19 protein-coding genes and 1 pseudogene are annotated in these 22,397 nt (G+C 71.0%); 7 read left to right on the top strand and 13 right to left on the bottom strand.

Annotated features, from left to right (window positions below):
• Positions 1-3: 3 nt before the first annotated feature.
• Positions 4-309: a hypothetical protein gene (locus PGH47_RS39495; RefSeq protein ID WP_030959550.1), complete on the bottom strand. Its 306-nt coding sequence runs from the start codon at positions 307-309 to the stop codon at positions 4-6.
• Positions 310-479: 170 nt separating this feature from the next.
• On the opposite strand from PGH47_RS39495, the gene PGH47_RS39490 reads away from it, so the two are divergent.
• Complete coding sequence (locus PGH47_RS39490; protein ID WP_107911117.1) at positions 480-845, top strand: nuclear transport factor 2 family protein; 366 nt, start codon at positions 480-482, stop codon at positions 843-845.
• 189 nt (positions 846-1,034) lie between these two features.
• Here the strand turns inward: PGH47_RS39490 and PGH47_RS39485 are convergent, their stop codons facing one another.
• Entirely contained in the window at positions 1,035-2,024 is a 990-nt protein-coding gene (locus PGH47_RS39485) for a CU044_5270 family protein (protein WP_271667465.1), read from the bottom strand.
• Positions 2,017-2,550 (bottom strand): RNA polymerase sigma factor, encoded by a 534-nt coding sequence (locus tag PGH47_RS39480; protein ID WP_271667464.1) that lies wholly within the window; start codon positions 2,548-2,550, stop codon positions 2,017-2,019. The genes PGH47_RS39485 and PGH47_RS39480 overlap by 8 nt, the downstream gene beginning before the upstream one ends.
• 105 nt (positions 2,551-2,655) lie before the next feature.
• On the opposite strand from PGH47_RS39480, the gene ctaD reads away from it, so the two are divergent.
• Positions 2,656-4,275 (top strand): aa3-type cytochrome oxidase subunit I, encoded by a 1,620-nt coding sequence (gene ctaD / locus PGH47_RS39475; RefSeq protein WP_271667463.1) that lies wholly within the window; start codon positions 2,656-2,658, stop codon positions 4,273-4,275.
• Positions 4,272-4,625, top strand: a complete 354-nt coding sequence (locus PGH47_RS39470) for a hypothetical protein (RefSeq protein WP_271667462.1) — start codon at positions 4,272-4,274, stop codon at positions 4,623-4,625. The genes ctaD and PGH47_RS39470 overlap by 4 nt, the downstream gene beginning before the upstream one ends.
• A 7-nt stretch (positions 4,626-4,632) precedes the next feature.
• Here the strand turns inward: PGH47_RS39470 and PGH47_RS39465 are convergent, their stop codons facing one another.
• A complete protein-coding gene (locus PGH47_RS39465; protein WP_271667461.1) occupies positions 4,633-6,597 on the bottom strand; it encodes a ricin-type beta-trefoil lectin domain protein in 1,965 nt (654 codons plus the stop codon).
• A gap of 204 nt (positions 6,598-6,801) precedes the next feature.
• On the opposite strand from PGH47_RS39465, the gene PGH47_RS39460 reads away from it, so the two are divergent.
• Entirely contained in the window at positions 6,802-8,025 is a 1,224-nt protein-coding gene (locus PGH47_RS39460; protein WP_271667460.1) for a glycosyltransferase, read from the top strand.
• Positions 8,026-8,066: 41 nt separating this feature from the next.
• Here the strand turns inward: PGH47_RS39460 and PGH47_RS39455 are convergent, their stop codons facing one another.
• The gene (locus PGH47_RS39455; protein WP_125523926.1) at positions 8,067-8,729 is read right to left on the bottom strand and encodes a TetR/AcrR family transcriptional regulator; all 663 of its coding nucleotides are present in this window, start codon (positions 8,727-8,729) and stop codon (positions 8,067-8,069) included.
• Positions 8,730-8,915: 186 nt separating this feature from the next.
• On the opposite strand from PGH47_RS39455, the gene PGH47_RS39450 reads away from it, so the two are divergent.
• Complete coding sequence (locus tag PGH47_RS39450) at positions 8,916-10,169, top strand: YncE family protein (protein ID WP_271667459.1); 1,254 nt, start codon at positions 8,916-8,918, stop codon at positions 10,167-10,169.
• On the opposite strand, the gene PGH47_RS39445 is transcribed toward PGH47_RS39450, so the two are convergent.
• From PGH47_RS39445 to PGH47_RS39430, 4 genes and pseudogenes are all read right to left on the bottom strand, one after another.
• Positions 10,170-11,369 (bottom strand): glycosyltransferase, encoded by a 1,200-nt coding sequence (locus PGH47_RS39445; RefSeq protein ID WP_271667458.1) that lies wholly within the window; start codon positions 11,367-11,369, stop codon positions 10,170-10,172.
• Complete coding sequence (locus tag PGH47_RS39440) at positions 11,366-12,157, bottom strand: MerR family transcriptional regulator (RefSeq protein ID WP_271667457.1); 792 nt, start codon at positions 12,155-12,157, stop codon at positions 11,366-11,368. The genes PGH47_RS39445 and PGH47_RS39440 overlap by 4 nt, the downstream gene beginning before the upstream one ends.
• 65 nt (positions 12,158-12,222) lie before the next feature.
• Positions 12,223-14,080 (bottom strand): annotated as a pseudogene (locus PGH47_RS39435) (cellulase family glycosylhydrolase).
• A gap of 73 nt (positions 14,081-14,153) precedes the next feature.
• Positions 14,154-16,196 carry an elongation factor G gene (locus PGH47_RS39430; protein WP_271667456.1) on the bottom strand — a complete coding sequence of 681 codons (2,043 nt, stop codon included), beginning with the start codon at positions 16,194-16,196 and terminating at the stop codon, positions 14,154-14,156.
• A gap of 269 nt (positions 16,197-16,465) precedes the next feature.
• Here PGH47_RS39430 and PGH47_RS39425 point away from each other — a divergent pair, with 269 nt between their 5' ends.
• The gene (locus tag PGH47_RS39425) at positions 16,466-17,002 is read left to right on the top strand and encodes a hypothetical protein (protein WP_271667455.1); all 537 of its coding nucleotides are present in this window, start codon (positions 16,466-16,468) and stop codon (positions 17,000-17,002) included.
• A 24-nt stretch (positions 17,003-17,026) separates the two neighbouring features.
• Here the strand turns inward: PGH47_RS39425 and PGH47_RS39420 are convergent, their stop codons facing one another.
• The 3 genes from PGH47_RS39420 to PGH47_RS39410 form a co-directional block, all read right to left on the bottom strand.
• Positions 17,027-19,135, bottom strand: coding sequence for a SpoIIE family protein phosphatase (locus PGH47_RS39420; RefSeq protein ID WP_271667454.1), 2,109 nt, complete (start codon positions 19,133-19,135; stop codon positions 17,027-17,029).
• A 169-nt stretch (positions 19,136-19,304) separates the two neighbouring features.
• Positions 19,305-19,655, bottom strand: coding sequence for a hypothetical protein (locus PGH47_RS39415; protein WP_271667453.1), 351 nt, complete (start codon positions 19,653-19,655; stop codon positions 19,305-19,307).
• A 91-nt stretch (positions 19,656-19,746) separates the two neighbouring features.
• On the bottom strand, positions 19,747-20,103 hold the full coding sequence (locus PGH47_RS39410; protein ID WP_271667452.1) for a DUF6479 family protein: 357 nt from the start codon (positions 20,101-20,103) through the stop codon (positions 19,747-19,749).
• A 229-nt stretch (positions 20,104-20,332) separates the two neighbouring features.
• Between PGH47_RS39410 and PGH47_RS39405 the strand changes: the two genes are divergently transcribed.
• A complete protein-coding gene (locus tag PGH47_RS39405) occupies positions 20,333-21,544 on the top strand; it encodes an XdhC family protein (protein ID WP_271667451.1) in 1,212 nt (403 codons plus the stop codon).
• 170 nt (positions 21,545-21,714) lie between these two features.
• Here PGH47_RS39405 and PGH47_RS39400 read toward each other — a convergent pair whose 3' ends face one another.
• Positions 21,715-22,215, bottom strand: a complete 501-nt coding sequence (locus PGH47_RS39400; protein WP_271667450.1) for a metallophosphoesterase family protein — start codon at positions 22,213-22,215, stop codon at positions 21,715-21,717.
• Positions 22,216-22,397 lie beyond the last annotated feature (182 nt).

The following is a 22,397-nucleotide window of genomic DNA, read 5'->3' as shown; positions in this document are numbered from 1 at the left end:
GACTCAGACGTCGACTGCGGGCAGCATCCTGGTGACCGGGGTGTCGACCGGCCGGAACTGCTGCGGGCGCTGCGCCCGGTTCAGCTCCTTGAGCTGGTCGAGGCGGGTCAGCTGCTCGGAGGGCCGGGGCATCTTGGCCCTGCGGTCCGCGGGCACTCCGGTGGCCGCGAGGGAGTCGAGGGTGGTCACGGGGTTGAGCATGCCGGCGTTCGGGGGGTCCACCGGGGCCGCGTTCGCCAACGGAGCGGCGAGGCCGGTGAGGCCGGCCGCGAGACCAACGGCGGTGGCGATACGTCGTGTTGAGATCATGAAAAGACCAACGCCGTCGGCCCGCCGCCGGACACGGCCGGCCGGCGCCCCTCACCCGTCAGGCCCAGCGCACCGGCAGCGCTTGCCGAGCCCCGCGTCGCGGAGGACGCTCGGAGGTGAGGCCCTCGCGGCCGCCCCTCGTCATGCCGCGGGCCTCGGAGGAGGTCACCATGGGCACAACCGCAACTCCGTCGTTCGACACAGAGACACTTCGCCGGGCCGTGGAAGGCCAGAGCGCGGACACGCTTCTTTCCCTGTACACGGACGACGCGCAGATCCGCCTCGTGAACCGCAACGCGCAGCCGAGCCACCCGAAGGTGGTCAGCGGCCGCAACCAGATCGCCGAGATGCTCACCGACGTCTACAGCCGCGACATGACGCACAAGCTGGAGGGATGCGTGGTCCAGGGCGACCGCGCCGCCTACAGCGAGTCCTGCGAGTACGCGGACGGTGTGCGCGTGATGTCCGAGTCGATGATCACGCTGCGCGACGGCAAGATCTCCGAGCAGATCATCATCGAGGCATGGGACGAGTAGGCAGGACGTGGCCGAAGGTCCAGGTCTCGGCCCGGTTGACCTGGACCTTCAGGGCACGCGCGGCAGCGGGCCGGACTCGTCCCGCCCGGCCTCGGCGGGCCTGGCCGATCGCCGTGGCGGGCCGGTTGATGTCCGGCGCCCTGTCGCGCAGGGCGCTGCGGTCGGCCCGGCCCCGGCAGCTGCCCCCGGTCAGCGCATCCAGGCGCTGTACGTCATCACATCGCCGGCTTTCACGCCGAACGGGGGGTCGTCCCTGGTGAAGGTCTGCTCCAGTCCCAGGACGGAACCGTCGGCGGCGTCCATGATCAGCATCCGACGGTTGTCCTCACCGTCGTAGACGTACGCCTGTCCGCGCCGGCCCAGGCGGTCCGTGACCTGACCGACGGGCCGTAGCCCCTCGGCGTCCGCCAGCAGGTCGGCCAGCGCGGCCGACTCGCGGGGGCCGAGGGTCCAGTTGTCCAGCAGGATCCGGGTGGCGTCGAGGAGTTCGGCGGTGGACAGCGGCTTCGTGTGGTCCGCCAGGAAGGCGCGCTCGGCCTCCTCCAGGTAGTCGTGCAGGGCAGCCGCGTCGTGCGGCGGCGGGGACGAGGGCGGGGCGTCGCTCCAACTCGGCGGGTAGGTCCGGTTGCTCAGGATGTGGCCGTCGTCGACCAGGCGCGGTTTGCCGTCCTCGTCGGTGAGGACCGGCCGGCCGGGGTGGCGCGGGTCGGTCGCGACGACGAGCTCCGTGTGGCTGTCGTCGGCGTTCCAGCGCACGATCGTCTCCTGCGGGAGGGTGATCGGTGGCTTCCGGTCGCTCATGGCCAGGCTCCATGACTGCACGTGCGTGCCCTTGCGCAGCGCGGGCGAGTCCGCCGACGCCGCCTGCTCTGCGCGCTCGGCCAGCCGCGCCATGGGCACGGGCGTGGAGTCCGCCCGCACGATCAGTGGGCGTGGGGCAGCGGCCGCGGGCGCGGTGGTCTGCCCGGTGAACAGCAGTGCCGACACCAGCGCGGCGACCACGGCCGAGGCCGCGAGTCCCCAGGCCAGCCGGGTGCGGCGGCGGGGAGCGGGCGGGCGCTCGTGCAGCAGCCGGTCGAGGTGCCGTTCGGCGTTGTGGTCCAGCGGGCCGTCGCCGTAGTGCGGGCCGTCGACCGGTACGGGGTTGGCTCGGCGCAACAGTTCGAGTTCGTCAGCCATGGCTTCGTTCCTTGGGCACGGTCGTGGGGCTCACACGGTCGATCTCGGCTCGCAGCCGGCGGCGGGCGCGGTGCAGCCGCATCGAGGCGGCCCGGCTTCCGCAGCCGAGGGCGACGGCGAGTTCGTCGACGCCGAGTTCCTCCCAGGCCGTCAGCCGCAGCACCTCCTGGTCGGCGGCCGACAGCCGGGCCAGCGCCTCGTGCACCCAGGCGCCGGGCGCTTCGGTGTCGGGGCTGGCCACGATGTGCCGGCCGTGCGCGGCGTCGTCGTTGCCCATCCGGTCGACCAGCCGCCGCCGGCGTCCGTAGCCGCGTACCGCGTTCGCCAGGCAGTTGCGTGCCACGCCGTACAGCCAGGGCAGCGGGACGGCCGGGAGGTCGGCCCGGCGGCGCCACGCCACGGTGAACACCTCCGCCACCACCTCCTCGACCTCACTCATGCGCCCGTCCAGTCGCCGCGCGACATAGCGGCTGACCGCCCAGTAGTGCTCGCGATAGGCAGCGGCGAAGGTCTCGTCGTTGCTCATGTTCGGTTCGTGTCCGGCACCCGCCGGATCGTCACACCCTCTTCCGTGATTCTCGTCGCGTCCGTCGAGTGTGACGTGCGGGTGGGGTGCGGACACAGGCGGGGCGTGAAGAGGATCAAAGACTTCAAGGCCGTCCAGTGGCTGACCACCACGGATCACAAGACCATCGGCACGCTCTACCTGGTCACGTCGTTCGCCTTTTTCTGCCTCGGTGGCGTGATGGCGCTGTTCATGCGCGCCGAGCTCGCCCGGCCCGGTCTTCAGATCATGTCGAACGAGCAGTTCAACCAGGCGTTCACGATGCACGGCACGATCATGCTGCTGATGTTCGCGACGCCGCTGTTCGCCGGTTTCGCGAACTGGATCATGCCGCTCCAGATCGGCGCGCCGGACGTCGCCTTTCCCCGGCTGAACATGTTCGCCTACTGGCTCTACCTGTTCGGCTCGCTCATCGCGGTGGGTGGCTTCCTCACCCCCGACGGTGCCGCCGACTTCGGCTGGTTCGCCTACAGCCCGCTGTCGGACGCGGTCCGCTCGCCGGGCATCGGCGCCGACCTGTGGATCATGGGTCTGGCCTTCTCCGGCTTCGGCACCATCCTCGGCTCGGTCAACTTCATCACCACGATCATCTGCATGCGTGCGCCGGGCATGACCATGTTCCGCATGCCGATCTTCGTGTGGAACGTGCTGCTGACCGCGGTGCTCGTCCTGCTCGCCTTCCCCGTCCTGGCGGCGGCGCTCTTCGCGCTGGAGGCGGACCGCAAGTTCGGCGCCCACGTCTTCGATGCCTCGAACGGAGGAGCGTTGCTGTGGCAACACCTCTTCTGGTTCTTCGGCCATCCAGAGGTGTACATCATCGCGCTGCCGTTCTTCGGCATCATCAGTGAGGTCATCCCGGTCTTCTCCCGCAAGCCGATGTTCGGCTACATGGGTCTGATCGCGGCGACCATCGCCATCGCGGGTCTGTCCGTGACGGTGTGGGCGCACCACATGTACGTCACCGGCGGCGTCCTACTGCCGTTCTTCTCCTTCATGACGTTCCTCATCGCCGTACCGACCGGCGTGAAGTTCTTCAACTGGATCGGAACGATGTGGAAGGGCTCGTTGTCCTTCGAGACACCGATGCTCTGGGCCTTCGGATTCCTGGTCACGTTCGTGTTCGGCGGCCTCACCGGCGTCATGCTCGCCTCGCCGCCGCTGGACTTCCCGACCTCCGACACCTATTTCGTCGTCGCTCACTTCCATTACGTCATCTTCGGCACCGTCGTCTTCGCGATGTTCGCCGGATTCCATTTCTGGTGGCCGAAGTTCACGGGCAGGATGCTCGACGAGCGGCTGGGCAAGATGACCTTCTGGACGCTGTTCGTCGGCTTCCACGGCACCTTCCTGGTCCAGCACTGGCTGGGCGTGAACGGCATGCAACGCCGAATCCCGGACTATCTGGCGGTGGAAGGGCTCACCACGCTCAACTCGCTGTCGTCCGTGTTCTCGTTCGTGCTCGGGGCATCGCTGCTGCCGTTCTTCTACAACATCTGGAAGACCGCGAAATACGGCAAGAAGGTCGAGGCCGACGACCCGTGGGGTTACGGGCGCTCGCTGGAGTGGGCGACGTCCTGCCCGCCGCCGCGGCACAACTTCCGTGCTCTGCCGCGGATCCGTTCCGAATCCCCGGCGTTCGACCTGCATCACGCCCCGGAGCGGCAGAAGGAGCTGACCACCCTGTGAGCCTCACCGACAAGTACCTCAATGAAAAGGGCCTGAACGACACGTTCCTCAATGACATCGAGGGGCATCTGCTGCTCGCCGCGACCCGTGAGGAGGGCCGCACGGCCGCCGCGCGGTTCAGTGCCCCGCTGCACTGGCTGACGGACGCCCAGCGGGGCGAGGTGGAGCGGCGGTTCGAGGCGGAGTACCTAGCACTCGCCCGCGTCTCCTGGCAGCACACCGCGGAGCGTGCCGGGAGACTGCGGGACGAGTACGAGGCGACCTACCGCGACCTGCGGCGCCGGCTGCTGGCGGCCTGGCTGCTGACGTGCGCCGTGGCCCTCGGCGTCCTGGTCGTGTGCCTCGCCTAGGCCGGCGCTAGCTCACCGTCCACTTCTGGTTGTCCTGGCCGTTGCAGGTCCACAGCACCAGTTTCGTGCCGTTGGCCGTGGCCGCGCCGTACGCGTCGAGACAGAGCCCGGCGTTGACGTTGGTGAGGGTGCCGTCGCTGTTCAGGTTCCACTTCTGGTTGTTCTGGCCGTTGCAGTCCCAGATGACGACACGGGTGCCGTTGGTGGTGCCGAGGTTGTAGGCGTCGAGGCACTTGTTGCCGTAGACCACGAGTTCCTTGCGGGTGCTGTGGTACTGCCACACCTGGTTCTGGCCGGCGGTGCAGTCCCACAGCTGGGCGTCGGTGCCGTTGGCGATGGTGTTGTCGTCGATGTCCATGCAGCGGCCGGACCCGGTGCCGGTGATCAGTGTGCCGTTCCTGCCGGGCACCGGCCGGACGACGATGCCTTCGAGGGCCGGGGCGCCGGTGAAGGCGATCGTGTTGGCGTTGCCCTTGGCGAGGGAGACGCTGACGGAGATGTTGCCCGCGGTGGACCCGGTCGGCGGGAAGGAGACCTTGGTCGGGGTCTGACCGTTGACGGTGAGTGTGGCCGTGCGGGCCGTGGAGGTGTTGTTGGTGTAGGAGACCTCGACCGTCTTCAGTCCGGCGCTTCCGGCGACCACGCCGGAGAAGCCCGACGTGCCGCTGTAGGTGCTCGCGGACTGTTCGGTGCCGCCGGTGACGGTGAGCAGCACGGAACCGCCCGCGGGCACGCCGGTGGTGTAGCTCGTGCCGGTGGTGGCGACGTTCTGCCGGGCCCACAGGTCGCGGACGGTGGCGGAGGCGTTGGTCAGGCCGAGGTCGGACCAGCGCACGGTCATGTTCTGGGTGGTCGAGGTGCGGTTGAGCAGGACGACGGCGCGGTTGCCGCTGCCGGCGAGGACCTTGCCGTACACCTGGAGGCCGGTGGTGTCCTCGGCGACCTCGACTCCCTGGAGGCCGCGCGGGTCCTGGTCGACGGCGATGACCTCGGGGTTGGTGAGGATGCCCGTCGTCTCCGCGGTCAGGGTGGTGAGGTCGACTCCGGCGAGCAGCGGGGCACCGGAGATCGCCCACAGGTTCATGTGGCTGCGGTTCTGGGCGGCGGTCAGGCCCGTCATGCCGACGACCATCATGTCGGGGTCGTTGTAGTAGCCGGTGTGCTGGGCCGTGGGGTGGATGTTGCGGTCGAAGGCGGTCAGGACGTTGCCGTACGACGGTGTGCCGCCGTGGAAGAAGATGTCCGTGTTCGTCCGCCACATCGGGCCCATGCCGGGGGCCCAGTTCCAGGGGTTGTCGTAGCCCCAGTTGCACAGGGAGAGCGCGAGCGGGCGGCCGGTGGTGGCGGTCGCGGAGGCCACGGCGTCGCTGATCGCCTGGTAGGTCGTCCTCGGGTCGAGGCCCTCGGCGTCGCCGCCGCACCAGTCGACCTTCACGAAGTCGAAGCCCCAGCGGGAGAACTGGAGCATGTCCTGCTCGTAGTGGCCCTCGCTGCCCGAGCCGGGCGCGGCCGGGCGGCCGGTGGGGAAGTAGTAGCCGCAGCCGTCCTTGCCGGCGTCGGTGTAGATGCCGGCCTTCAGGCCCTTGCTGTGGATGTAGTCGGCGATGGCATTCATCCCGCCCGGCCACTCCGTCTCGTCGACGGTGATGTTGCCGGCGCCGTCCCGGGTGCCCTGCCACCAGCCCTCGTCGATGTTGATGTACTCGTAGCCGGCCTCGGGCAGCCCCGCCGCCACGAACGCGTCGACCTGCCGCTTGATCACACCGTGGTCGACCTTCGCGGCGAACGCGTTCCAGGAGGCCCAGCCCATGGGGGCGGCGGGCACCGGGATCTGCCGGGCCGTCGTCGCCGCCCGGGCCGGGGCGGGTGCTGCGAAGAGCAGCGCGGCCGTCGCGGCGAGCGCGAGCACCAGGACGCGGGTGACGGCGGATCTGAAGCGGCGGGCGAGGTCGGTGCGGGGTGGGGGGTACATGCGGCTCCTTGGCGCGGGAAAGCAGGGAAAGATGGGTTCGTAATTTCGAACATGATTCGGAAACCCGAACGTGTGGCGCCGAAGTTAGAACCGTGCGAGGGCGCAAGTCAACGGATCGGACAGACTTGAAGTCGCCCGTTCGCGCGTCCAGTTGGCGCTCACGAGGGCCCGCGCCCCCATACTGGCGAGGTGAGAGTGGCGATCATGACTGCGGGCTCACGGGGCGATGTGGCTCCCTACACCGGACTCGGCCACGCCCTGTCGCGGACCGGGTACGAGGTGACCCTGGTGACGCACGGCTGCTTCGAGCGGCTGGTCGCGGACTCGGGCGTACGGTTCCATCCGCTGCCGCTGGATCCACGGGCGGAGCTGGAGTCCGAGCGCGGGCGAAACCTGCACCGCAGCGGCACCGGCCTGGGCAAGCTCGTGCGCGTGGTGGGGCTGGCGCGGAGCCTGGCCGGATCGCTGACGGACGACATGCTGGCCGCCGCGCGGTCGAGCGACGCCCTGCTCCTGGCCCCGTCCACCGCACCGCTGGGACGTGTCATCGCCGAGGGCCTGTCCCTGCCGAGCATCGAACTGCCGCTCCAACCGCTGGCGCCCACGCGGGAGTTCGCACCGGCGATGCTCGGTGGCGGCTCCTGGGGAAGCCTGCCGAACCGGGTCGGCGGACATGCCGTCAACCTGGCCATCGAGCGGGTATTCTCCACGGCCGTCCCCGACGCGCGCGCACGACTCGGCCTGCCTCGCGACAGGGTCCGCGGGGCGCGCCGATGCCGGCCGGCCGACACCGTGCTCCACGGCTTCAGTCCCTTGGTGGTGCCCAAGCCGCACGACTGGGGCCCGCACCTGCGCGTGACGGGGTACTGGTGGCCGTACGACGGCCCGGCTCAACTCCCGCCCGAGCTGCGGGACTTCCTCGATGCGGGGCCGCCGCCGGTCTTCGTGGGCCTGGGCAGCGCGACCGTTCCCGATCCCGCTGGGCTCAGCGCGGAGGTGGTGCGCGCGGTGCGTGCGGCCGGGCTGCGGGCGGTGATCCAGCGGGGCTGGGGCGGTCTGGCCGCCGCCGGGGACGACGTTCTGACCATCGACGAGGTGCCGCACTCGGCGCTGTTCCCGCGGATGGCGGCCGTGGTCCACCATTGCGGCGCGGGCACGACCGCCGCCGGGCTGCGCGCCGGGGTGCCCGCGGTGCCGGTGCCCATCCAGTTCGACGAGGCCTTCTGGGGCGCCCGTCTGGTCTCGCTCGGCGTCGCACCGCGCGTCCTGGGGCTGCGGAGGCTCACGGCCGACGCGCTGGCAGCGGCTCTACGGCAGGCGACCGGCGACCCGTCCTACGGACACCGCGCCCGCGCCCTGGCGGACGGGCTGCGCGCCGAGGACGGCACGGCTCCGGTACTGGAGGCCGTGCACCGACTCGGCGACTGAGGCTCCGTCGACTGAGGCTCCGTCGGCGCCACCGCCCGCCCTCAGGGCCCGGTGAGCCGGGGTCCCACCGGTTGCAGGATGCCGAGCAGGATGCGGACGAGTTCGTCGACGACCTCGTCCAGGGTCGCGTCCACCCACCCCGCGCTCCAGTCGTGCAGCAGCCCGTTGACGCTGCCGATGAACGCCGTCACGGCCAGCCGGTAGTCGCGCGGCGCCGCCTCCCCCCGGGCCACCGCGCCCGCGACCTCGGCGCAGACGAGGTCGATCCAGCGGGCGCGGCGCGCGAGGCGCTGTTCCTCGAGGCGGGGGCTGACGCCGATGATCTCGACGAAGGTGATGCGGATGCGCCGCCGGTCCGAGGTGACGTTCGCGGCGTAGGCACGGAAGATCACGGTGGCGCGTTCGGCGAGCGGCATGTCCTCCGCCTCGGCGACCGCGCCCAGCACTGCCTCCTCCGCCCATCCGTTGACCTGGAGGTGGAGGGCGGCCAGCACATCCTCCAGGGTGCGGAACTCCTCGTAGAACTGACGCGTCGACAGCCCGGCGGCCTCGCTGAGCGCCGCGACGGTCGTCCCTCTGAAGCCCGGGCCGTCGCCGAACAGTTGCAGCGCCGCGTCGAGGAAGCGCCGTCGCCGTTCGGCCTGTCGCTCCTCGGCCGACTTGCCGCCGTAGCGGCCGGTGGGCGCCTTGATCCTGCCCGCCACGCTGTCCTCCCGCCGCCTCGCCGTCCCGACGATCAATTTTGTCGTGTACGCAGTCTTGTGGAGAAGGGCACCCCCTCCTTACTTTTCAGTAAGTTGACTCTGAAAGCACTTGTGTTCAGATTCGACGCTCTGCTTTGGCATGCCCCACTCATGATGCCCACCCCCCTTCAGAGGAAGAGAGCAGTCATGCCTGCCATCAGAACCAGGCACCTGTGCTCCGTAGCCGCCGCCCTCGCCCTGACCGTCTCCGCCTCCGCGACCGCCGCCACGGCCGCCGACTCCTCCGCCGCCGCGCTGCGCGAGGTGCTCTTCGTCGGCAACAACTGGGACGGCACCGCCGACGTCATCAAGTCGTCCGGCGACTTCGCGAAGATCGGCCGTATCAACGTCGTCCCCGACAAGGACCAGCGGATGGCGGAGATCAACGCGAACCCCATCAAGTGGATCTACTTCATGGCGATCCGCAACAGCGTCGGCGAGGGCCACGACCAGTTCGTCGACGACATGTACTCGACGCCGGACGGAAAGTCGGTCGTCGTCTCGCGCCCCAGCTTCGCCGACGTGGTGTCCCTCGACCTGGCCACGGGTCAGGTCAACTGGCGTTTCCCCGTGTCCGGTTACCGCGCCGACCACATGGCGGTCTCCCCCGACGGCAAGCGGGTGGCCGTGTCGGCCTCGACCTCCAACACCGTGCACGTCCTGGACATCGACAGCGGCAGGGAGCTGGGCAAGTTCGGAACCGGCGACAAGCCGCACGAGAACATCTTCACCCAGGACGGCAAGTACATCTACAACATGGCGATCGGCGACGTGAACACGCAGACCGACGCCCCCTGGCTGGACTGGACGAAGGGCGACCGGCGCATCACGGTCGTCGACGCGAACACGTACCAGCAGGTCAAGGTCATCGACATGCGCCCGAAACTGGACGCGATCGGCCTGACGGACTACTCCGACGCGGTGCGGCCCGCCGTCTTCTCGCCGGACGAGTCGAAGCTGTACTTCCAGGTGTCGTTCTTCAACGGCTTCTTCGAGTACGACCTGGCCACCGACCGGATCACCCGCACCAAGACCCTGCCGAAGAACCCGGCGACCAGCGACGACCGCACCACGTTCGTCAACGACTCGCGCCACCACGGCATTTCGATGAGCCCGGACGGCAGCAAGCTGTGCGTCGCGGGGACGATGGACGACTACGCCACCGTCGTCAACCGCACGACGCTCCAGGAGGGGCCGCTCGTCACCGCCTCCAAGCCCTACTGGGCCACGGTCAGCGGTGACGGCAAGTCCTGTGTGGTCTCCGAGAGCGGCACCGACCAGGTCACGGCCATCGACTTCGCCACCGGGCAGAAGCAGGTGTCGGTCCCGGTCGGCGACCACCCGCAGCGGGTCCGGCTGGGCCATGTGCAGAGCGGCTGGACGAGTCCTTCGGCGGGCTGATCAGCCCAGGGCCTTCAGCACCGCTCCCACCCCGTCCTCGGTCGCTATGTGCCGTGCGGCGACCGAGGCGGCACGGGCGTACGCCTGCTGCCGTACAACACGGCCGAGCGCGTCCGTGAGCCGCCCCGCGGTGAGCGAGGCGAAGGGGATCGGACCGGTGCCCGCGCCGATCGAGGCGAGCCGTGCCGCCCAGAAGGGCTGGTCCGCCGTCACCGGCACCGGCACCGAGGGCGCCCCGGCGCGCAACGCGGCCGCCGTGGTGCCCGCCCCGGCGTGATGCACCACCGCGGCGACCCTGGGGAACAGCAACGCGTGCGGCAGGTCGCCGATCGTCAGGACGTCGTCCGCGTCGACGGCGAGTCCGGCGCTGCCGGCCTGGACGATGCCGCGCAACCCGGCACTGTGCAGCGCCTCGACGGCGATCTCGCTCAGCCGCTCGCCGTGACCGGCCGCCATGCTGCCGAACCCGACGAACACCGGGCGCGCTCCGGCCGCGAGGAACTCCTCCACGTCGGCGGGCAGCCGCCGGTCGGGGGCGAGATACGGCCACCAGTTCCCGACGACGTCGAGTCCCTCGCGCCAGTCGGACGGACGCGGCACCAGCGCCGTGCTGAAGCCGTGCAGGACTGGCCGGCCGGCCCGCTCCTGGCGCCGGCGTATCGCGGTGGGCGTCAGCGGGGGCAGGTCCAGGCGTCGGCGGAGCGCGGTGACGGCATCCGTGTAGACGCGATCGGCCATGCGCAGGGCGAAACGGCCGGCGACGCGGTTGCCGAGGCGGCCGAAGGAGCGGGTGCCCATGACCGTGGGCGGGAAGTCACCGGTCGGCGCGCTGGGTTGGAGGTATGTGCGGAGGGCCGGGACGCCCATGGCCTCGGCCACGTGCAGGCCGAGCGGGGCCGTTGTGGTCGACAGCAGAAGCAGGTCCGTGTGCCCGTCCACCGCGTCGGCGAAGCCCTGACCGAGGTCGGTGACGAACTCGGCCGCGGCGCGCATCAGTTCACGCCTGCCCTGGACGCTCCCGTGCCCTTGCGGCCGCGTGGGCAGGCTCCGGAACTCCAGTCCCGCTTCCCTCACGAGGGGTGCGAAGGTGTCCGTCGTGGCCAGGGCGACGTCGTGTCCGGCCTCCCGCAGGCCCGCGCCGAGCCCGGTGTACGGGGCGACGTCACCGCGTGATCCGGCGGCGGCGATCAGGATCCTCATCCGTCCTCCTCCTCAGGGTCCGCCCGGCGGGCCGCGTTCGCGTGGACGGCCCTGCACAGATAGGCGGCGAGGCCCGGCCGTTGCTGCGACGGCGGCACGACGAGCGCGAAGGCGCGCGGATCGGCGGCGAAGTCGTCCGCGATGCGCCGGTGCATGTCCGACGGACAGGTGGTGAACCAGCGGGCGATGTGCAGCCGGTGCTCCTCGGCGAGGTCCGTCGCCCGCTCCCCGTCGGCCGGCTCGCCCTCGTCGAAGGCCGCGAGCAGTTCCGCGCGCCAGGCCGCGGCCTCCCCCATGAGCTGCCGCCAGTCCTCCTTGGTGTGGGCGGCTGCACGGGCCATGGACTCCTTCTGACCCGCCGAGTCCTGCCACTTGAGCTGGGCGTCGGTGGCGTAGGAGAGGTCGAAGGCGATCTCGCCGAAGACGTCGAAGCGTTCCTCCGGGGTCAGTGCCACACCCGTCTGCTGGACCTCGATCGCCTGCTCGGCGACCTCCGCCAGCCGCTGGAGCCGCCCGATCTCCTCGGTCAACCGCCCCACCCTGGACCGGAGATATTCCAGGGCGTTCGCCTGCGGGTCCTTCAGGATCTCGGCGATCTCGTCCAGGGAGAAGCCCAGTTCGCGGTAGAAGAGGATCTGCTGGAGCCGGGCCAGGTCGGCGTCGTCGTACAGCCGGTAACCGGCGCCGCTGCGGCCGCCGGGCGAGAGCAGTCCCGCCCGGTCGTAGTGGTGCAGCGTGCGCACGGTCACCCCGGCGAAGGCCGAGACCTGCCCCACGGAGTAGCTCATTCACCTGCCCTTTCGTCGAGGTACAGCGTGCAGCCTGACGTAAGGGGAGGGTCAAACGGCGTTTCTCATCCGGCCTTCTGCGCGGCCCAGGTGGAGAGCTCGGACCGTGCGGCGGTCAGCAGTGCGGTCGAGGGAGCGGTCGCTCCGTTCGTGACCAGCGCGTAGTGCAGGACGCCGGAGTCGGTGTCGGTGAGCAGCAGCCGGCGGCTGCCCGTGCCGCCGGGTTCCGCGGCCACGCCGACCGGTGTGGCCGAGCCGTAGGACGGGGGCGCGTACGCCGTGCCGAGGTCGGAGACCACGGTGGTGGACGCGGTCGGGAAGGTGGCCGGCAGGTGCAGTTCGGTCGGTGCCGTGCCGCTGTTCGAGCGCCAGAGCAGCAGCCCGTACTGTCCCGAGCCAACCAACTGCGCCACGTTGGCCAGTGAGCTGGGCACCGGATTCCAGGTCAGGGTCGTGGAGCCGTCCCGGGAGCGGTCCTCGTAGGTGAAGGCGACCGTCGTGCCGGAGGTGGCGCTCGGGTACACCCGGTCGAGCAGTCGGGCATCCTGCCGCAGCACCGGTGTGCCCGAGTCGTCGAGGCGTACGGCGGAGAGGTCCTCGCCGTTCCAGGCGTCGCCCGAGGTCTGCACCTTGTCCGGGTTGTCGTTCATCAGCTCGTGGTGGCGGCCGTTGTAGACGTCCCACTGCCACTGGGAGCCGGAGAGGACCGGACCGGAGCCCGCCGGGTTCGACCACCAACTCGCGCCCTTCACACGGGAGTCGAGGGCCTGGTACATCGCCTTGTACACCGTCGGCGCCTTGTCGGAGACCGATCCGGTCAGCGGGTGCCCGAACTCACTGATGATCGCGGTCGTGCCGGTGGCGGCGGCGCGGTCGCGGACGGTCCCGAAGTCACCCGCGTACTGCCCGTCCTCCGCCTTGCCCCACATGAAGATGCCCGAGATGGCCTTCTGGTCGTAGAAGTGGGTGTTGAAGACGTAGCGCGGGCCGAGGGTGCCCGTGTCGAGCAGTCCGCCCTCCTGCTTCTGGAAGTCGAGGTTGGCGTTCCAGAAGAGGTTCGGCTCGGCGAGGAGCGGCTTATCCTGCCAGCCGGCCGCGTCCATGCGGGCGCGGAACCTCTCGTAGAACGGCCAGAGCACGTCACGCTCCCAGGTGCGGCTGGTCTGCCCGGAGTCGTAGCTGCCGGCGTGCGGCTCGTTGTACGGGTCGAAGCCGACGACGCCCGCGAACCGGTCGGCGGTGAGGTTCTGCCTCAGGTACGTCATCGTCTTCTGAGCGGTGTCGAGGAAGGCGTCCTGGAGGCCGTACTCGTTGTGCCAGAAGTCGTACGTCGACTGCTTCACGGCTTCGTTCGAGGTGATGTTCTGACCCCAGAACGGGCAGATCCCGCAGTACTCGTCGGGGTAGTCGCCGAGGTCGACGGCCCATTTGGGGGCGCCGTCGCCGGTGTACCAACTGTCCGTGTCGAACAGCCAGCGGGAGTAGAGGTCCTGGTGGAAGTCCGGGTACACGCGGATCCCGGCGTCCAGGAAGGCACGTATCTGGTCGGTGGCCTTCGCAAGGTAGGTGATGTCGACCTGGCCGCGCACGGGCTCCGCATAGGCCCAGGAGAGCAGGAAGCGCACCGAGTTGCCGCCGCCGAGGGCGCGCAGCGCGGTCGCGGACTTCCTCGCGTCGGCGGTCGACGCGAAGGGCAGACCGTTGTTCTCCTTCAGCTTCGTCTCACCGGAGACGTTGTAGCCGCGCAGCACGACCTCGCGGCCGTTGCCGTCGACGAAGCGGCCGTTCCGTACGGTGAGGGGCGTTTGGTCGAACCAGAGGGAGTCGGGGAGGGGGGGCGGGGGGGGGGGGGGGGCCCGCCACCGACAGGGATCCGAAGAGGACGACCAGGACAACCAGTAGACGCGTCCGAATGTTCGGCATGTCCACTACAGTCCGGTGATATCAGGACACCGTCAATACTTCTGACTCACGAGTAAGTTGGTTCCCTGTCAGCTCAGTTGCCCACTCTGCGCGTCAGGTTCAACAGGTACTCCTTACGGTTCAGCGGGTTGAGGTCGGTGCGGCGGCGCTCCGGGAGCGTGCCACGCGGGGCGGGTGCGTAGTGGTCGAAGGCGCTCTCCAGCTCGCCCTCGCCGCGGGTCAGCCCCGGCAACTGCTGTTCCAGTTCGTGCACATGGGCCGCGGGCACCGTCCCCTCCAGCCGGCAGTCGGCGTCCCGGGTCTCAGTGGTCTGCGGTGCGGCACGCAACCTGGCCAGTACCGGCAGGAGCACGGCCAGGGTGTCGCTCGGGGCCTCCAGCCGGAAGTGGTGGAGAGGTTCGTGCACCTGGGTGCCGGCCCGGCGCAGCGCCTCGATCAGGACCAGCGGGGTCACGCCCCGGAAGTCGTAGCCGGTGCTGGACATGCTCTTGTCGAAGCCCTGGTGGGCATGGCTCTGCCGGGGCGAGTAGCCGGAGTGGGTCATGGTGACCGTGCAGTCGGGGACCTGCCAGCCGTGCAGGCCCTGTCCGAGGGTCTCGCGGACGGTTTCCTCCACGGCCTTGAAGAAGGCGTACGGCATGGAGCCGAGCTCCACCTCCAGCCGGAACTCCACGCCGGACCCGGCAGGCGCGGGGTCGACGCGCAGGCCGACCGTGGCGAGGAAGGGGTTGCCGTCCTTCTTGTTGAACTCGACCGCCGCGCCCGAGCCGACGGGTCGTTCGACGCACAGCGGTGTCGTCTCGCGGAAGGTGACGTCGAGGCCGAAGTCGTCGGCGAGCGTGGCCTGGATGACCTCCTTCTGTACCTCGCCGTAGAGGGACACGAAGGTCTCCTGGCGGACCTCGTCGTGGCGCAGGTCGATCAGCGGGTCCTGCTCGGCCAGTCGGGTGAGCGCCCGGTGCAGGGCCCGCCGGTCCACGCCGTCGGCCGGCGCGACGATCGTCTCCAGGGTGGGCGGGGAGAAGAAGTGCCCGTACACCTTGCGGGGTTCGCCGATCGTGTCGCCGATCCTGATGTCGGCCAGGCCCCACAGCCTGGCGATCCGGCCCGCCGGGGCCTGGTCGTCCCTGACGTCGGTGCCCCGGTCGAAGACGCTGATGGCCGTGACGCGGCCTTCCGTGCGGGTGTCGTCGGGGTCGGGCGTGGCCTCGCTGTGCGCGAGGTCGACGTCGTCGCCCGGTTCGGCGGACGGGCCGGAGTCGCCGAAGCGGATCCGGTCCCGGGTTCGCAGCGTTCCCGAGAACATCCGCGCGTAGGCGACCTTCTCCCCCGCCGGGCCACGCTCCACCTTGAACACGGTGGCGGAGACCGGGCCGTCCCGGTCGCCGCCCGCGGCGGGCAGCAGTTCCTTGATGCCGTCGGTCAGCGCGTCCACTCCGGCGCCCGTGATGGCGGAGCCGAAGTACACCGGGTGGACGAGGGCCTGCCGGGTCCGGGCCGCGAGGACGGCACGGAGCCGGTCGTCGGTGACCTCGCCCTCGACATACTCGGTCAGCAGGTCGTCGTCGAGGTCGGCGAGGACGTCGAGCGCGGCCGTGCCGAGGCCGGGCAGGAAGCCGGCGCCGGGCGTGCCGAGTGCGGTGGCCGTGCCCATCGGGACGACGGCAGCGGTGAGCCGTTCGGAGACGGCCCGCAGGACGGCGTCGTACCGGGCACCGCGTCGGTCGATCTTGTTGACGAACACGAGCGTGGGGATGCGCAGGCGTTGCAGCGTGCGCATCAGGACGCGGGTCTGCGGCTGGACGCCCTCGACGGCCGAGACGACCAGCACGGCACCGTCGAGGACCCCGAGCACCCGCTCCACCTCGGCGATGAAGTCCGGGTGGCCCGGGGTGTCGATGAGGTTGACGGTCACGTCGTCCAACGCGAACGACACCACAGCGGACTTGATGGTGATGCCGCGCTGTCGCTCCAGGGCGAGGGAGTCGGTCTGTGTGCTCCCGGCATCGACGCTGCCGATCTCGTCGATCACTCCGGCCGAGTGCAGCAGACGCTCGGTCAGGCTGGTCTTACCTGCGTCGACATGGGCGAGAATTCCGAGGTTGAGCAAGTGCACGAAGCGTCATGTCCTTTGACGAGGGGGTGATTCCTTCCTGAGGGGACATGCACGCAGTTCGCATCTTCGCTCCTGGTCTTCCGACTACGGGTCCGTGCAGTGCAACAGACCCGGCGAGGCGGCGGCAACGCATTTAACGCGGCCGAGCGAGCCCGACGACGGGGCGTGTCTCCCCGATGACCTGCGTTTCCTCGCCAGGTCGACGGGCACCCGGCGCACATACCTGCCAATCGCGACCACCTCATCGGCCCCGCGCGAAGGGACACGCCATGAACCACCGAACGCGCTCCGGCACCCGCTCCCCCGCCCGGACCCACCACACGGGTGCGTCCCTGCTGGGCGTCTACCTCAACGACCATCTGGCGGGCGCCACCGGCGGTGCCGAGCGGGCCCGCCACATGACCCGGTCGCACCGGGGTACGGACCTCGCCGCGGCGATGGAGCCGATCTCCGACGAGATCACCGAGGACCGGGCCATCCTGATCGAGATCATGGAGCGCCTCGACATCCCGGTGCGGCACTACAAGATCTACGCCGGGCGGGTGGCCGAGCGCGCGGGGCGGTTGAAGAGCAACGGCCGGCTCGTACGGCGCTCCCCGCTGAGCCCGCTGCTGGAGCTGGAGGCGCTGCGGGTGGGCGTGGAGGGCAAGGCGGCCGTATGGCAGACGCTGCGCGATCTCGCCGACGGCGAGGAGCGCCTCGACCCGGACCTACTCGACAGCCTCCTCGAACGGGCCAGGCGACAGCAGGCCACGCTGGAGGAACTGCGCCGCCGCCAGATCGGACCGGCGCTCCGGACGGCGTGAGCGGCGCTCACGGTTCAAGCCGCGCTATTCGCGCTGGAGCACGAGCAGGGCTATGTCGTCGATGCGCTGGGCGGTGGTCTCGGCCTTGCTCAGCAGCGTGTCGATGAGGCCGTCCAGATCCCTGTCGTCGGCGTCGGCGAGGTGCCGCGCGAGGCGGGTGATGGCGTCCTCCAGGTCGGTGCCCGGTGTCTCCACGAGGCCGTCGGTGTAGAGGGCGAGCAGCATGCCCCGGGTCAGCGGGATCTCGACGAGCGGGAAGACGGCGTCGGGGTCGACGCCCAGGAGAGGTCCGGGCGGGACGACGACGGCGCGGCTGCCGCCGTCGGGGAGGCGCAGCACCGGCGGAGGATGGCCGGCACTGGCGAGGGACACCCGTTCGCGGGCGAAGTCGAGGTGGACGTAGAGGCAGCTGGTGAACAGGTCGGGGGCGAGTTCGGCGAGCAGCCGGTTGGTCCGGTGCAGGACCTGGTCGGGGGGCGTGCCCAGGGTCGCGTGGGCGTGGACGGCGGTACGCACCTGCCCCATCAGGGCCGCGGCGGCGACGTTGTGGCCCTGGACGTCGCCGATGACGGCCGCCGCCGCGTCGGCGCTGTCGCCGAGCCGGATCAGATCGTAGAAGTCCCCGCCGATCTCCATGCCCCGGGTGGCGGGCAGGTAGCGGGCGGCGACCCGCAGGCCGTCGAGCGCGGGCAGGCCGCGCGGGAGCAGCGCCTGCTGCAGGCCGTGGGCGAGGTCGTGTTTGACGTCGTACAGGCGGGCGCGGTCGAAGGCCTGGGCGATGAGTCCGGCGAGCGAGGTCAGGACGGCGCGTTCCTCGGCCGGGAACTCGTGCGGGCTGTCGTACGACAGGATGCAGACGCCGACGGGTCGGCTGGAGATGATCAGCGGCAGGAAGGCCCAGGCCTTCTTCCCGCTGACCACGGGTGCCTCGGGGTAGGTGCGGCGCATCTCCTCCGGGTTCGCGAAGAACGCGGGGATGCCGCTGCCGAGGGCCTGTCCTGCCGGGGTGAAGGTGGTGTCGAGAGGGAGGCCGTCCAGGCGCCGGATGGTCTCGGCGGGATAGCCGCGATGGCCGGTGATGCGCAGCCGGCCGGCTTCGGCGGTGGACAGGACCAGGCCCTGGGCGCCGAAGGCGGGCATGATCTGGTCGGCGACCAGATCGACGACGTCCTGGACACCGACGACCTCGGTCAGGCCGGCGGCCAGGTGGGTCAGCTGGTACAGCCGGCCGGCACGGGCCGGTACGGCCGTGGGCGTGGTCCGGCGGGGCGCCGGCGCCGGCGGCCCGGGGGCGCCGGCGGGGACGATTCGGGCGCTGATGCCGCTGGCGTCCGGGTACAGGTGGATGTCGAGCCAGTGGTTCGGCGGGCGGCACGCGCTCAAGGACACGGGCTCCCGGCTGATCACCGCGGCACGGTAGCTGTCCTCGCAGGCGGGGTCGTCGAGCCAGCGCACGGACTGCCACGGCAGGGTGCCAAGCAGCTGACCGGCCTCCCGGCCGAGCAGTTCGCAGGCGCCGGAGCTGACGTAGGTGATGCGCCCCTCCAGGTCCAGGGCGCAGCTGCCGCCGGGCAGCCGATCGACGAAGTCGGCGACGGCCGGCTCGGGCGCCGCCCTGCGCCCGGTCCCCGCGGAGACGGCACGCGGCCGTGCCCGGCGGGTGCCGCCGCGCTCGGCGGCTTCCTCCAGCAACCGCGCCAGCCGCCGGCAACTGGAGTTGATGTTGCCCCGCTCCCGTTGCGTCATGTACGGCGGGCGGGTGGCCGGCCACATCAGCAGCAGGGAGCCCCACGGCCGTGCGCCGGTCACCGGCGCCGCCACCAGCGCCAACGGGTACGGCAGCGCCACCGCGGTACGGGGATAGGAGCGGACCATCTCCTCCTGGCTGCCGACCCACACCAGACGGTCCTCGCGGACGGCGTCGGCCACGGGTGCCGGGGAGGCCAGCGGGACCCTCGTCCACGGTGAGGCGAACTCGACCGGGACCCCGCTGAGCACGTCCAGGCACAGCAGGCGTCCGTCCGGCGCGAGCAGGTACAGGGCGCCGATGGACGCGCCGGTCCGGCGCACCGTCTCGGCGAACGCGGCATCGAGTGCGTCGGCGTCGAGGGCCGGATCTCCCGTAGCGGTCATGCCTTCTGCTCCCCTCGGAGACGCGGCGATGGCTGCGCCGCGTCTGCCCGAGTTCATACATATGGGGACGTTACGCCGACGGGGAGTGCTCGGCACGGCCGGCGGGGCGGGCGCCGGCGTGCCGGAACGGGGTCGGCGCATGCCTTCCCCGCCACGAGCCCCAGGTCCGTCAGGCGCGGTCGCCCTTCGGCCTGCCGCGCTGGTCGGGGGTGCCGTGCGGTGTTGGGCTGAAGGGCTGGGCCGCGGACGTGGGCGACGCCGGGGAACCCGACCGGTGCGCGCCGCTCTCGGGTCGCAGCGCGCCCGGATGGCCGGACGTCGGTTCGGCTCCGGCCTCGAGCTGTCCCAGGCGTGCGGCCAGCAGCGAGGTCACCGGGAGCCGGTCGCCGTGCGAGCGCTCGTAGGCCAGCAGCTCCTCCACCTCTCCGGAGGACAGCGACCGTACGCGGCTCTCCAGGCCGCCGATCGGCAGGTGGTCGTAGTCGGGCAGCGGCAGGGTGTTACGGGCTGGATCCGCCATGACGTTCACTTCCCTCGGTACGACGGGACCCGGCCCCGCGAGGCGGTGCGGGCCCCGGTCGGACGGTCCGTTCCGCGGGCGGCGGTCGGGGTCAGCCCGAGCCTCCGCCGCCGAACGATCCGCTCCTGCCCTCGTTCCAGCGACGCCGCCCCTTCAACGAGCTGGGCCGTGAGGGCATGTTGCCGTGGCCGGGCAGCTCGTGCGGGGTCAGCCGGTGGTCGCTCCTGGGCACCACGTCGGGCTCCCTGCGCTCCCGGACCTCCCGGACCGGCCCGTCCTCGGGCAGCCGGGGCTGCTCTTCGGGCCGCGGCGGAGCCGATTCCCGGCGCCTGACCCGGATTCCCAGCACGAATGCGCCGAGAAGCAGACCCACGACGACCAGACCGGCGACGACCAGACCGATGCCCAGCGCGCCTTCCGCGGCGATGTCCGTCCATGCGATGTCCATGGGCGCGCGAGTACCCCTGGGACCACACGTGAACCTGAACGTCCGATCGCCCCGCCGGGACGACGGTCCGCGGACCCCTGCCGACGCACATGAACTTCGCCGCCGCAAGGTCGATACTGCTGGGAGCAGCGCGCCCCGCCCGGACGTGACATCAAGCTCAGCTGATCACTCGTCATCGAGGCCATGACGCAGAGACCGTCCGTCGAGCTCACGAGGAGTACCCGGGACCATGCGTGAGATTCTCCCGGCGATCGGTGGCTGGTACGCGGCCCGGTTGCCGTTCGGGCTCGCCACCGTGGTCGCCACGAGCCGCAGCGCGCCGCGCGACCCCGGTGCCGCGATGGCGGTCGGTCCGGGCGACGAGGTCGTCGGCAGCGTGTCGGGCGGGTGCGTGGAAGGTGCCGTGTTCGAGCTCGCGCGCGAGGTGGTGGCGAGCGGCGAGGCTCAGCTGGAGACGTTCGGGTACAGCGACGAGGACGCCTTCGCGGTCGGGCTGACCTGCGGCGGCGAGATCACCGTGCTGGTGCGCCCCGTGACACCGGAGAGCGACCCGTCGTTCGGCGAGGTCACGGCCTCGGTCGCGGCGGGCCGTCCGGTGACCCTGGCGACCGTGACGGACGGACCGGCGCCGCGCGGTGCGACGCTCGCCGTGTGGCCCGACCGAATGGCGGGCACGCTGGGCGCACCCGGCCTGGACCTGGCGGTGAGCGCCGACGCGCGCGGCGAGCTGGCCCTCGGTGCCACGGGCCTGAGGCACTACGGCCCGCACGGCGAGCGGCGCGAGGACGCGGTCACCGTCTTCCTGCACTCGTTCGCTCCGCCGCCCCGCATGCTGGTCTTCGGCGCGATCGACTACGCCGCCGCCGTCGCCCGGATCGGCGACTTCCTGGGCTACCGGGTCACGGTGTGCGACGCGCGGGCCGTCTTCGCCACTCCACAGCGCTTCCCGCAGGGCGTGGAGGTGGTCGTGGACTGGCCGCACCGCTACCTCGGCGCCACCGACACCGACGACCGCACGGTGATCTGCGTGCTCACCCACGACCCGAAGTTCGACGTGCCCCTGCTCCAGGAGGCACTGCGGCGCCCGGCGGCGTACATCGGGGCGATGGGCAGCCGCCGTACCCACGACGACCGGATGAAGCGGCTGGCCGAAGCCGGGCTCGGCGAGCGGGAGTTGGCGCGGCTGCGCTCACCGGTCGGGCTCGACCTCGGGGCCCGTACGCCCGAGGAGGTCGCCGTGTCCGTCGCCGCCGAGATCGTCGCGCTGCGCTGGGGCGGCAGCGGTGCCCCGCTGACGGCGACCGCGGGGGCCATCCACCCGCGCGCCACGGACGGCACCGCACCCGGGGAGCCGGGCGGACCCGACGGACCGGGCGCACCGGATGGACCGGGCGGACCCGGCGACGATCGGCCCGTGAATAGGCCGAATCAAGATGTGTAGGGCGGGCCCGAAAGGGTAGTCGCGGCACAACGGAGGCATCCCGTGCCCCCGGACACAGCCTCTGAGCGGGAAGGGGGTCCATGACAGCGCACTTGCAGCGCCCGGGCCGCTTCCCTGCACAAGGAGCGGCCCGGATCCTGTGTGGGCCCCTCCCCCGTTGACGCCGGCCGTCAGCGCGGCGGAAGCCGGTGCAGCTCCACGTCCGTGAGGCCGTTTTCGGCCACGGTCGCGGTCATGTAGGTGCAGTGGGGCTGTCGGCGACGGTCCGTCGGGGAGCCCGGATTCAGCAGACGCAGACCCGTGGCGGCGGTCGCGTCCCAGGGAATGTGGCTGTGGCCGAAGACCAGAATGTCGAGGTCGGGGAAACGGGCCGCGCACCGCGCCTCACGGCCCTGGGCGGAACCCGTCTCGTGGACGACACCGAACCGCAGGCCGCCCAGCTCGACGTACGCCACCTCGGGGAGCCTCGCGCGCAGGTCGGGGCCGTCGTTGTTGCCGTAGACCCCGACGAGCCGGGCGCTGCGGCTCTCCAGCAGATCGAGCGTGGCCGTGTCCACCCAGTCCCCGGCGTGGAACACCACGTCGGCGCCCGGCAGTTCGGCGAGCAGCGGCTCGGGCAGGGCCTTGGCGCGCTTGGGTAGATGGGTGTCGGACATCAGCAGCAGACGCACGGCGCCAGGCTACCGGCGACGGAGATCACGGAGCCTGCGGTCCACGGGCGCGGGGCGCCGGCAGCCCCCGCGTCCGGATTCTCCGCGTCACCCGTTTCGCCCCGCACGCACGATCCCTCCCTTCACCCGTTTCGCCGCGCGCACGAGATCTCCGAACCGCGCCCTTCCCCGGGCGTACGAGA

Source organism: Streptomyces sp. HUAS 31 (assembly GCF_028198125.1).
Classification (GTDB): Bacteria; Actinomycetota; Actinomycetes; order Streptomycetales; family Streptomycetaceae; genus Streptomyces; species Streptomyces chartreusis.
This window is presented reverse-complemented; position numbering and strand designations above follow the sequence as displayed.